The sequence below is a fragment of the Streptomyces sp. GMY02 genome (assembly GCF_019056675.1).
Taxonomy (GTDB): domain Bacteria; phylum Actinomycetota; class Actinomycetes; order Streptomycetales; family Streptomycetaceae; genus Streptomyces; species Streptomyces odonnellii.
On sequence record NZ_CP077658.1, the window covers coordinates 353,092 to 364,906 of the forward strand.

Annotated in this window: 10 protein-coding genes and 1 pseudogene; 3 read left to right on the top strand and 8 right to left on the bottom strand. The window is 69.8% G+C overall.

Annotated elements, in window-relative coordinates; genetic code table 11:
• Nucleotides 1-31 precede the first annotated feature (31 nt).
• Together KQY30_RS01500 and KQY30_RS01505 are read left to right on the top strand one after the other, a co-directional pair.
• On the top strand, nt 32-496 hold the full coding sequence (locus tag KQY30_RS01500; protein WP_217305189.1) for a DUF2000 domain-containing protein: 465 nt from the start codon (nt 32-34) through the stop codon (nt 494-496).
• Nucleotides 497-648: 152 nt separating this feature from the next.
• Nucleotides 649-1,050, top strand: a complete 402-nt coding sequence (locus tag KQY30_RS01505) for a chaplin (RefSeq protein WP_217305190.1) — start codon at nt 649-651, stop codon at nt 1,048-1,050.
• A 161-nt stretch (nt 1,051-1,211) separates the two neighbouring features.
• On the opposite strand, the pseudogene KQY30_RS01510 reads toward KQY30_RS01505, so the two are convergent.
• From KQY30_RS01510 to KQY30_RS01545, 8 genes and pseudogenes are all read right to left on the bottom strand, one after another.
• Nucleotides 1,212-2,074 (bottom strand): annotated as a pseudogene (locus KQY30_RS01510) (tyrosinase family protein).
• A gap of 19 nt (nt 2,075-2,093) precedes the next feature.
• Nucleotides 2,094-2,591, bottom strand: coding sequence for a tyrosinase cofactor (locus KQY30_RS01515; protein WP_217305191.1), 498 nt, complete (start codon nt 2,589-2,591; stop codon nt 2,094-2,096).
• Between the two features lie 185 nt (nt 2,592-2,776).
• Complete coding sequence (locus tag KQY30_RS01520; RefSeq protein WP_254406869.1) at nt 2,777-3,844, bottom strand: glycoside hydrolase family 19 protein; 1,068 nt, start codon at nt 3,842-3,844, stop codon at nt 2,777-2,779.
• Nucleotides 3,845-4,016: 172 nt separating this feature from the next.
• A complete protein-coding gene (locus KQY30_RS01525; protein ID WP_217305192.1) occupies nt 4,017-5,441 on the bottom strand; it encodes an L-fucose/L-arabinose isomerase family protein in 1,425 nt (474 codons plus the stop codon).
• Between the two features lie 50 nt (nt 5,442-5,491).
• Nucleotides 5,492-6,577, bottom strand: a complete 1,086-nt coding sequence (gene rhaS, locus KQY30_RS01530) for a rhamnose ABC transporter substrate-binding protein (protein ID WP_217305193.1) — start codon at nt 6,575-6,577, stop codon at nt 5,492-5,494.
• Nucleotides 6,578-6,646: 69 nt separating this feature from the next.
• Entirely contained in the window at nt 6,647-7,741 is a 1,095-nt protein-coding gene (locus KQY30_RS01535; protein WP_217305194.1) for an ABC transporter permease, read from the bottom strand.
• Complete coding sequence (locus tag KQY30_RS01540) at nt 7,725-8,777, bottom strand: ABC transporter permease (protein ID WP_217305195.1); 1,053 nt, start codon at nt 8,775-8,777, stop codon at nt 7,725-7,727. The genes KQY30_RS01535 and KQY30_RS01540 overlap by 17 nt, the downstream gene beginning before the upstream one ends.
• Nucleotides 8,774-10,297: a sugar ABC transporter ATP-binding protein gene (locus tag KQY30_RS01545; RefSeq protein WP_217305196.1), complete on the bottom strand. Its 1,524-nt coding sequence runs from the start codon at nt 10,295-10,297 to the stop codon at nt 8,774-8,776. Before KQY30_RS01545 ends, KQY30_RS01540 begins: the two co-directional genes overlap by 4 nt.
• Nucleotides 10,298-10,596: 299 nt before the next feature.
• Here KQY30_RS01545 and rhaI point away from each other — a divergent pair, with 299 nt between their 5' ends.
• On the top strand, nt 10,597-11,766 hold the full coding sequence (gene rhaI, locus KQY30_RS01550; protein WP_217305197.1) for an L-rhamnose isomerase: 1,170 nt from the start codon (nt 10,597-10,599) through the stop codon (nt 11,764-11,766).
• Nucleotides 11,767-11,815 lie beyond the last annotated feature (49 nt).

The following is an 11,815-nucleotide window of genomic DNA, read 5'->3' on the forward strand; positions in this document are numbered from 1 at the left end:
GTATCGGCATATCCGCACACGAAGGAGCGTCATGTCCCTCCCCCGGCTGACCAGCGAGGACGTCACCACCGACCGGTCCACCCGGCAGGCACAGCTGAAATGGGTGATCGTCGTGGACGAGACCCTGCCGGCCGGCCGGGCGGCGAACGCCGCCGCCTGTATGGCCGCCGCGGTCGGCAAGGCACTGCCCCATCTCCTCGGCCCGGACGGCAAAGACGCCTCCGGCGCCGTCCATCCGGGGCTGCCCTGGGCGGGATGCACGGTGCTGGCCGCGGACGCGGAGACGCTGCGCGAGGTGCGGGCCAAGGCCGCCGCCAAGGACGAGATCCTGATCGTGGACATGCCCGAGTCGGCGCAGACCTCACGGGTGTACGACGAGTATCTCGACGCCCTGGCCGCCACCGGCGAGGACGGGCTGAACCCCTGCGGCATCAGTGTGGTCGGCCCTCGCAACCGGATCGACCGGCTGGTGGGCCGACTGGGACTGCTCCATTGAGCTGAACTGGGATTTCATACGGTATGCCACCAATAGGCAAGATTGGTCACCGAATGGCCGCTTGTCCGTTACCGAGCGTGAGTCACGGCGTTGAAGTGCGTGAAGGCCGCACATCGTGCGGCCGCACTCCACACGTCCAAGGAGAAAACTTGATGTCGCGTATCGCGAAGGCAACCGCTGTGCTCATCGGCACGGGCGCCATGCTGGCCGCTGGCGCCGGTGTGGCCACCGCCGACGCCGACGCCGAGGCGGCCGTTGTCGGCTCGCCCGGTGTCCTGTCCGGAAACGCAATCCAGGTGCCCGTGAGCATCCCGGTCAATGTCTGTGGCAACACCGTCGACCTGGTCGGAATCCTCAACCCGGCGTTCGGCAACCACTGCGCCAACGTCTCGATCGAGAAGAAGCACCACGGCAAGAAGCACCACGGCAAGATGCACGAAGAGAAGCACCACGGCAAGATGCACCACGAAGAGAAGCGCCACGAAGAGAAGCACCATGGCGGTGAGCACCACGGTGGTGAGCACCACGAGGAGCACGGTGGTTACGGCGGCTGACCACCGTCTGACACGGCGCGGCCCCCGAGACCGCGCCTAGGCCAGTGAGAGACGGCCTCCCGTGCCTCTGCGCGGGGGGCCGTCGCACTTCCCGGCGGCCAGGACGGCGAGGGCTGCGAGCACACCGGGCCGCGTCGGGGCCCGGGTTCACATCCCGGATCTCACGGCTCGTAGCGGTACAGACGGCTGTGGTCCAGCAGCTCGGACGGCCTGACGTCCCACGGCGGCATGGGCTCGTCCAGGCTGATGACCCGGCCGTGCTGCGGATCGTCCGGATGCAGCCTGTTCCTCGGTTGGTACACCGCCTTCGGATGCTGGCGCCGCCAGCGGTCCCAGAGCAGGTCGATGAACGAGTGATGGAGCCAGAAGACGGGGTCGTTGGGCGAGGAGGCGCCCAGCATGTGCCCGCCGACCCAGCGGTGCACCCTGTTGTGATTGCGCCAGCGCTCGGCCCCCTCGGACAGCCAGCCCTCCAGCCTGTTGCGGAAACCGGACGTGACGGTGGAGTTCCAGGGAGCCGTGTCGTACACCGGCTCGTTCATCGCCCAGGCCAGCTCGTCCCTGGTGGGCAGGGCGATCGGCGCGGACGGCCGGCCGAAGTTCCGGGTGAGGTACTCACGGTCCGTCACCCCGCTGTTGATCCTCCAGTGTCCGGACTCATAGGCGAAGGGACCGGTCATGACCTGCTGGTCGCGGCCGTGGCCGTTGCCGCCGAGGAAGTCGTCGGACCAGAGCGCGGCGTCGGGGCTGTTGTCGGCCGTCCAGTCCCAGTACGGGACGGTCACCGTCGGATCGACCCGCTGGAGAGCACGCTCGAACTCCAGCAGAAAGCGACGGTGCCAGGGGAAGAAGGACGGGGTCATATGGGCGGCGCGGAGTCCGTCCTGCCCGTCGGTGACATAGAACTCGATGTGCATCCGTACGAAGTCGTCGTACTCCCCCTCCGCTTCAGCTCCAGCACCGCGCCGACGAATCTCTGTCTCTCCTCGCCGGTCAGATTCCGCGAGTTCTTTCTGGTGTACACCGCGAAGGCCCTCCGGGAGTCAGGAATGGTGGATCGGTCCGGCGAACGAGAGCTGGGCGCCCGCCAGTTCGTCGACCGCCGCACGGGCCGCCGCGAGCGGGGTCGGGAAGGAGTCGTAGTGGTTGACGATGCTCATATAGCTGCCGTCCGCGCGGCGCATGAGCTGGAGGGGACGGCCGTCGATACGAACCTCGGGCGCGGTGGAAGCGGACTGCGCGCCGTGCGCGCCGGACACGCCGGGGGCCGTCGCCGTGGCCCCGATACGGATGTGCCGTCCACGGTAGATCTCCTCGACCGTCCCGGCGGCCGCTCCCTCGGATGCCTGGCCCGCACTGACGACGGGGGTGAGCGCGGCCGAGGTGCCCGCGACCATGCCGAGGGTGAACATCGCGCGCAGCAGCCCGCGCCGGCCTGTCGGGGCGCGGCCGGGCGCCGGGGGCTCTTCCGTACGGTCGGGCTCCGCCTCGGGACGCCGTACCTGCACGGATCTCGGCTCCGTCTGGGTTCCGCTCGGCATCGAAGGACCTCCGCTCGTCATGTCCGGGGCGATCGCCCGCCCGGGACAACGACGCGATGGACAAACGGTTATCCCGGTTACGGCAGGCGCACGCAGGCGGGTGCACGCGGGCGGTGCACGCACAAGGGCCGGTACGGCGACCCGGGGGTCTCCGTACCGGCCCTCGCGTCCGGCGGCAGAGTGGATCAGCAGCTCAGATTGGACCCAGGAGTGGTTCCGAGGATCTGCACGAAGCGCTGGTAGTTGTTGATCCGGCTCTGTACCTGACCGGGGTTGCCGCCATTGCATTCGAGGCTGCCGTTGATGCTCCGGATGGTCTCTCCGAAGCCCCGGCCGTTGACCATGGCGTTGTGCGGGGTCATGGTGCCCGGGCCGGTCTGGGTGTTCCAGTACCAGAGGCCGGTCTTCCAGGCGACGGCCGACTCGCGCTCGACGCGCCACGGGTCGGCGAGCAGGTTGATGCCCAGGGCGTCACCGGCGGCCTTGTAGTTGAAGTTCCAGCTCAACTGGATCGGACCACGGCCGTAGTACGCCGCCTGACCGGCCGGGCAGCCGTACGGCTGGCCGGCGTCGCAGTAGTGCGGGTAGTTCGCGGTGTTCTGTTCAACGATGTGGACCAGGCCGCCGGTCTCGTGGCTGACGTTGGCGAGGAAGGCAGCGGCCTCCTGGCGCTTGACCGTGTCGCTTCCGGTGTTGGCGAAGCCCGGGTAGGCGCTGAGCGCGGCGGTCAGGCCGCTGTACGTGTAGAAGGGATTCCGGCTCGGGAACATCTGGTTGAACTGGGACTCGCTGACCACGAAGCCGCCGGCCGGCGGCGGGTCGGTCGGCGGGGTGCCACCGCAGGTGTACGGCTCCCAGTACCAGGTGCTGATGACGGGGTCGTAGCCCGGGTTGTCGTGCTCGGCGATGTAGAACTTGCCGTCGGTGTACTTGACGATGTTTCCGGTGACGTACGCCCGGCCCGCGACCCAGGCCGGGTAGTCACACGCACCGGAGCCGCCGCCGGGGCTGGAGCCGTCACAGCTTCCCTGGTCGGCCCAGACATCGGTGGTGCCGGGGGTCTCCCCCTGGGTCCACCACTTCGCCGACCAGTTGTGACCGTTGTACGAAGCGGTGGTGCCGCCGGTGTACACGGTGGACGCGCTCCACCCCGCCGCGCAGGTGGCGGCGGAGGCGGTGGACGCGGGCAGGAAGACCGCGAGGGCGATGGCCGAAACCATCGCCGCGAACAGGGCAAGGACACGCTGTCTCAAACGACTCACTCCTTCGCGCGGGCAGCCGGAGGTCCGGCCGCTCGCCATGGGGGGTGAGGGAACCAAACCGGAATCGCGTGAACCTGTCAAGGTCTAGACCAAGTGGCGCAGCCGGCGGCCCGTCACATCCGGCCGATCCGGTCACGCACGACCGCGAGCCCCCCGGCCCGTATCAGCCCGGCACCTCCACCAGGTCCAGACCCGTCAGTCCGGCGAGCGCTCGCAGGTCGGGCAGGAGCCGGCCGGTGGCGAGCGCCCAGTGGTGGCCGACACCGCTGGCGCTCCAGTCGTCGGTCCACTCGCCGGGGTCGCGGCCGAAGTCGACCCTGGACGTGGTGTTGCCGATCTCCAGATGCGGCCCGGGGACCACCTCGCCCTCGGCGGCCACCAGCCGGTACCGGCCCTCGCGGCTCTGTCCCACCCCGACCAGGGTGACCGGGCCGTGCCGTACGTCGAACTCGACCGAGACACCCCAGCCGCGCTTGCCGTGGTAGACGCCGAGCCCGCGCAGCAGGGGTTTGCGCGCGCTGATGGCGAGATGTCCGGGACCGTCGTGGCCCATCTCGACCACGCCCGCGGTGAAGTCCAGTGCCTGGAGTTCGGTGAACGAGCCGCCCGCGCCGAGGCGGTCCGCGATCAGCATGGCGAGCGAGGTGCGCAGCTCGTACTCCCCGCAGGACGGAATGCCACGGGCGGTCAGCAGCGAGGAGCCGAGGATCATGCCCGCGCCGAGCCGTTCATGGATCTCGGCGTCGAGGCCCCGGTGGTAGTACGCGAGCGAGTCCAGGTCGAAGTCGGCGACGAGCCGGTCCAGTCCGGCGGAGACCCGCGCCGCCCAGCGCAGATCGTCCTCGGCGACGGAGTCGGCGAGTTCGAACACCTCCCGGGTCTCGTGGAGTTTCGCGGCGAGTTCACCGTCGTCGACCTGCTCGACCCGGACCCGCAGATCGTCGAATTCGAGGACCTCGACATGGCCGCCGAGACTCGCCGGGACCATGGTCAGGTCGGTGGAGACGTCGTACATGCCCGGATAGAGATGCCCCATCAGACCGTGCCTGCCGTTGCGCAGGACGGAGCGGACCCCGGCGGCGCGGATCCAGCGTCCGATACGCGCCCAGGCGCGCTCGTCCTCCAGATGTCCCGAGACGGAGCGGAAGGGGATGCCGACGCGTTCGAAGGCGTTGGCCATCTCCGGCAGCGGGCAGGCGCCGCAGTACGCCAGCCACTGGCCGGTGTCGAAGGAGGCGTGGTCCATGGACGGGGTGGGCTGGAGGTTGATCAGCAGGACCGGCGCGCCCGCGCGCTGTGCCACCGGGACGAGCATCGTCGCCGTCATATAGGTGGTGAGGAAGCCGACGATCAGATCGCAGCCGGCGGCGCGCAGCTTCTCGGCGGCCTCCGCTCCTTCCTGCGCGTCGGAGATGAAGCCCACGTCGACGACCTCGGCGTCGAACTCCCGCATCCGTTCGGTGACCCGGGCGGCGGAGCGTCTGAGCTGCGGAAGCAGTTCGGGGAACTGAGGCCAGTAGGCGCCGAGGCCGCCCGCGACCAGCCCGATCCTGGGCGTGCGGGCGACGGCTGGGATACGGACGGTCATGGCGGCTCCGTAGTGGTGCGGGGGCCTCCGGCCGGGTGCCGGGGCCCGGGTCAGAAGTCGAACTTGTCGATGTTGTTCTTGTCGAAGACGGTCGGCTCGCCGAGGATGACCTCGCCGTCCTTGCCGATGGTGTATTCGCCGAGTTTGCCCGCCTTGAACTTCTCGCCCTCGGCCCCGGTGATCTGGCCGGACGCCAGGGCGGCGGCCGCGTACGACCCGAGATAGCCCAGCTCCTCGGGGTTCCAGAGCGAGAACTGCTCGACGGTGCCGTCCTTGACGTATGCCCGCATCTGGTTCGGTGTGCCGAGCCCGTTGAGGACGACCTTGCCCTTGTACGAGGAGTCGCTGAGGTAGCGGGCGGCGGCCGCGATCCCGACGGTGGTGGGCGAGATGATGCCCTTGAGGTCGGGGTACGCCTGGAGCAGTCCCTGTGTCTGCTGGAAGGACTTCTGGTCCGCGTCGTCGCCGTACGCGACCTTGACCAGCTCCATGTTCCGGTACTTGGGAAGCTTCAGCTCGTCCTTCATGAACTCGATCCAGGTGTTCTGGTTCGTGGCGTTCTGGGTGGCCGAGAGTATGGCGAACTTCCCCCGGTGACCGAGCTGTTCGCCGAGGTGCTGAACGAGGCTGCGGCCGATCTCCTCGGAGCTGGCCTGGTTGATGAAGAGCTGGCGGCAGTCCTTGGCGGTGTCGGAGTCGTACGCGACGACCTTGATGTCCTTCTGCATGGCCTGCTTGAGCGGGCCGCACACCGCGTTCGGATCGTTGGCCGCGATCAGGATGGCGTCCTGGCGCTGCTGGATGAGGGTGTTGATGTACGAGACCTGTGAGGAGGCACTGGCGTCGGAGGGGCCGACCTCCTTGCCGGTACCGCCGTACTCGGCCGCGGCGGCGATCCCTGCCTCGTCCACGATCTTCTCGTACGGGTTGTTGATCTGCTTGGGCAGGAAAGCGAGTTCGAGCCCCTTCTTCAGAGGCGCGTCCGGGTCCGCCTCGGCGGTGGCGGCCGCCTTTCCGGTGTCCTTCTCCGTGCTGTTCTTGGTGGTGCCGGAGCAGGCGGTCAGTACGACAGCGAGGGTGCAGGCGAGGGCGGCGGTGGCCGCCGCACGGCGCCTGGCGGCGGTACGGATGGTCATGGCGGGCGGGACCTTTCGGGCGCAGGGGCGAAACTCGGGGCTCGGGGCTCGGGGGCTGAGGAGCCGGGCTCAGGGCCCGGTCGAAACACCGGCCGCGCGCCGATGGCGGCGCTCGGTCAGGGCCGTGACGATCCGTGGGGTGAGGACGGAGGCGACGAGCAGCAGGCCGGTCACGATGACCTGGACCTCGTTCGGCACGTCGTTCAGCGTGAGCAGGTTCTTGAGGACCCCGATCAGCAGCACACCGGCGACCGCGCCGAAGAGCGTGCCCTTGCCGCCGTCGAAGTCGACCCCGCCGAGCAGGACGGCGGCGATGACGAGCATCTCGAAGCCGAGGCCGTTGTCGGCGCGGGCGCTGCCGTACCGGAGGGTGAAGACGATCCCGGCGAAGGCCGAGAACACCCCGGTGAGCACGAAGAGGACCAGCTTGAACCGTCTGACCCTGATCCCGGCGAACCGGGCGGCCTCCTCCTGCGCGCCGATGGCGAACAGGGACCGTCCGAAGGCCGTGGAGTGCAGCAGTACGGCGGTGGCGGCGGCCAGGACCAGGAACAGGACGACGGGATAGGTCAGAAAGGTGCCGGGGACGGTCGTCGTGTCCACGGCCCAGTCGGCGTACACCTGGGGGAAGTCGGTGACGGCGTCACTGCCCAGGACGACGGAGGCGAGGCCGCGGTAGAGGGCGAGGGTGCCGATGGTGACGGCGAGCGAGGGCAGCCCGACACGGGTGACCAGCCAGCCGTTGAGGAGGCCGCCCGCGATTCCGGCCAGCAGCACCACGGGCACGATCAGTTCGAAGGCCCAGCCCGCGTTCCACAGCGCCCCGGTGAGCGCGCTGCCGAGGCCCAGCATGGACGCGACGGAGAGATCGACCTGACCGGCGACCACCAGCAGGGTCATGGGCAGGGCGATCAGGGCGACTTCGGCGATGTCGTTGAAGGCGAAGGCGAGATTCCCGCCGGAAGCGAAGCCGTCGGTGGTGAAGAGGCCCACGATGAAGACCGCCACGAGCAGCGCGCCGACCGCGGTGTCCCAGCGCGGCCCGACAGCCCTGAGGAACGCTCCGGCACTCGCCGGGCGCCCGTGTTCGGGCACCCTCGCCGACGGCCCGGCCCCGGGCGCCCCCGGCTGTGCGGTGGTCTCTGTCTCAGGCGCCGTTCCCATGGCGGGCGCTCCTCTTCCTCAGTGCGGCGGTCATACGCAGGGACACGACCCGGTCGACACCGATGGCCGCGAGAAGGAGCGCGCCGGTGATGGCGCCCTGCCAGAACGCGTCGACCTTCAGGGCGACCAGCGCGCTGCCGATGGTGGTGAGCAGCAGCGCGCCGAGTGCCGCGCCCCACACCGTTCCCGTACCGCCGGTGATGGCGACGCCGCCGACAACCACGGCGCTGACGACGGTGAGTTCCCAGCCGTGCGCGTTGTCGGCGACGACGGTGCCGAAGCGGGCGAGCCAGAGGGCGCCGGCGAATCCGGCCACCGCGCCGGAGAAGGCGTACGCGCCGAGGATCCTGCGGCGGATCGGTACGCCCGCCAGCCGCGCGGCCTCGGGGCTGGAGCCGATCGCGTACAGCTCGCGCCCCGAGCGGTAGGCGCGCAGGTAGTACGAGGTGACGGCGACCAGCGCCAGGGATATGAGCGGGAGGTACGGAATCCCGAGGACGCTGCCGCTGCTCAGGTCGAGGACCGGCCGCGGGATGTCGTTGGCGCTGATCTGCTCGCCCTGAGCCCACCAGTAGTCGAGACCCTGGATGATGTAGAGCATCCCGAGGGTGACCACGAGCGCCGGGACCCGGCCGAAGCTGACAAGTGCGCCGCTGGCCAGGCCGCATCCCGTACCGAGGGCGGTGCCCAGCAGCATCACGGTGAGCACGCCGTGGTCGGTTCCGGCGACGAAGGTGCCGCAGGCGAAGGCGGAGAGCCCCACGACGGAGCCGACCGAGAGATCGATGTTGCGGGTGACGACGACCACGGACTGGCCGACGGCGAGCAGGACCAGGATGGAGGCGTTGAGGAGGAGGTCCTTGACGCCCTGGTCGTCGAGGAAGCGCGGGTTGGAGATCCAGGTGCCGAGAACGAGCAGCGCCAGCGCTCCGGCGATGCTGATCTCCCTGGCCCGGAACACAATGTCGGCGAGCGAGCGGGCCGAGCGCCGCTCGTCGCGGCCCGTTCCGGCGGGCTGGTCCAGCAGGGTGGTCATGCCGCCGCCCTCTCGGCGCGCCCGGTCGCGGCGGCCATCACCGTCTCCTCGGTGGCCTCGGCGCGCGGGATCTCCGCGGCGAGCCGGCCTTCGTGCATGACGAGCACCCGGTCGGCCATGCCGAGGACCTCGGGCAGGTCGGAGGAGATCATGAGAACGGCGAGCCCTTCGGCGGCCAGGGCGGAGAGCAGCCGGTGCACCTCCGCCTTGGTGCCGACGTCGATGCCCCGGGTGGGTTCGTCGACGATCAGTACGGCCGGTTCCGTGGCCAGCCACTTGGCGAGGACGACCTTCTGCTGGTTGCCGCCGGAGAGCACTCCGACGGGGTCGGCGAGCCGGTTGTAGGTGAGCCGGAGGCGTACGGCCCAGTCGGCGGCCCTGCGGTGCTCCAGGGCGCGCCGTACCAGCCCCGCCCTGCCCAGTCGGCCCAGACCGGTCAGGCCGACATTGCGCTCGATGGACATCTCCATGACCAGTCCGCGCAGCCGCCGGTCCTCGGGGACCAGCGCCAGCCCGGCGTCCATGGCGGCGGTCGGTGAACCGGCGGGCAGGGCCCGGCCGTTGACCCGTACCTCGCCCGCGTCGGCCCGGTCGACTCCGAAGACGGCCTGCGCCACCTCGCTGCGGCCCGCGCCGACGAGCCCGGCGAGTGCGACGATCTCGCCCCGCCGCACCTCGAAGGAGATGTCCCGGAACACGCCTTCGCGGGTCAGCCTGCGCACCGACAGGGCGGTCTCCCCCAGTGCCGCCCGCTGCTTCGGGTACAGCTCGCCGAGTTCGCGGCCGACCATGCCGCGGACCAGGTCGTCCTCGGTGAGTCCGGCCAGTGGCCGGGAGGAGATCAAGCGGCCGTCGCGCAGCGTGGTGACGCGCCGGCACAGGTCGAATATCTCCGTGAGCCGGTGGGAGATGAAGAGGACGGCCGCGCCCTCGGCCAGCAGGGTCCTGACGACGGAGAAGAGCCGCGCGGTCTCGCTCCCGGTGAGCGCGGCGGTGGGCTCGTCCATGATGAGGACGCGCGCGTCGAAGGAGAGCGCCTTGGCGATCTCCACGATCTGCTGGTCCGCGATGGAGAGTCCGCGCGCCGGCCGGTCCGGGTCGAGCGCCACACCGAGCCGCCGCATCAGGGCCGCGGTGGTCTCCCGTACCGCCCGGTGGTCGATACGGCCCAGGGAGCGGCGGGGTTGACGGCCCATGAAGATGTTCTCCGCGATCGACAGATCGGGGAAGAGCGTCGGTTCCTGGTAGATGACGGCGATACCGGCGTCCCGGGCATCGGCGGGGCCGTGGAAGACGACCGGTCCGCCGTCGAGGAGCACCTCGCCGGAGTCGGGCCTGTGCACCCCGGCGAGGGTCTTGATGAGGGTGGACTTGCCGGCGCCGTTCTCCCCGGCGAGCGCGTGCGCCTCGCCGGGGAACAGGCTCAGGGAGACGTCCCGCAAGGCCCGTACGGCGCCGAAGGACTTGCTCACGTCCTTCAGGGCCAGGACCGGGGCGGGACCCGGGGAGGGCTGGTTCATGGCGGGCTCCTCGGCGGCGGCGGGCCGAGCGCCCGGCGCCGTGAAAGGTTTTCGCATCGTGAAAGGTTTCAATGAGGTTCCCCGGAAGCTAAACGGCCTTCGCGGGCCGCGTCAATGGCCCGTGCTCGACATTCGCGGGTGAATTCGACGGGGCACGGCTCGAACGGAAGATGGGGCCGCACGCAGGGTTGACACCTCTCGACGACTCCCATAACTTCACCGCGATGAAACGATTCACAGTGAATCGAGGCACCGACTCCGGCTCGCCCCGCGAGTCCGCACCACGGGAGCGCTGAGATATGACGGACAGATCCGCCGAGTCCGCGGTGAAGGCGGCGCTCGGATCACAGGCCGTCGAGACACCGTCCTGGGCGTTCGGAAATTCGGGCACCCGGTTCAAGGTGTTCGCCCAGCCCGGCGTGCCGCGTACCCCGCAGGAGAAACTCGCGGACGCCGCGCGGGTGCACGCGCACACGGGCGTCGCTCCCACGGTGGCGCTGCACATCCCCTGGGACCGCGTGGACGACTACGGCGCGCTCGCCGCCCACGCCCGGGATCTGGGGCTGCGCATCGGAGCCGTCAACTCGAATGTCTTCCAGGACGACGACTACAAGCTGGGCTCCGTCACGCACCCGGAGCCGGCCGTGCGCCGCAAGGCGCTGGACCATCTCCTGGAGTGCGTCGACATCATGGACGCCACCGGGTCGCGCGATCTGAAGCTGTGGTTCTCCGACGGCATCAACTACCCGGGTCAGGACGACATCTCGGCGCGCCAGGGACGGCTCGCGGAGGCCCTGGCGGCGGTGTACGAGCGGCTCGGCGACGACCAGCGGATGCTGCTGGAGTACAAGCTGTTCGAACCGGCCTTCTACGCCACGGACGTTCCCGACTGGGGCACCGCGTACGCGCACTGCCTGAAGCTGGGGCCGAAGGCGCAGGTGGTCGTGGACACCGGGCACCACGCGCCGGGCACCAATATCGAGTTCATCGTGGCGGTGCTGCTGCGCGAGGGAAAGCTCGGCGGATTCGACTTCAACTCCCGCTTCTACGCGGACGACGATCTGATGGCCGGGGCCGCGGACCCCTTCCAGCTCTTCCGGATCATGTACGAGGTGATCAGGGGCGGCGGGTTCACGGCGGACACCGCGTTCATGCTCGACCAGTGCCACAACATCGAGGAGAAGATCCCCGCAGTCATCCGGTCGGTGATGAATGTCCAGGAGGCCACGGCCAAGGCACTGCTGGTGGACGCGGAGGCACTGGACGCGGCCCAGCGGGGCGGCGACGTACTGGCGGCGAACGCGGTGCTGATGGACGCCTTCAACACCGATGTGCGGCCGCTGGTCGCGGAGGTACGGACCGGACTCGGCGCGGACGCCGACCCGGTGGCCGCGTACCACGCCTCCGGCTACGGCAAGCGGATCGCCGCCGAGCGGGTCGGCGGCGCCCCGGCCGGCTGGGGCGCCTGAGACCCGACTCGTAACCACCCGCGACGACCCGCGCCCGATCCGCTCGCAC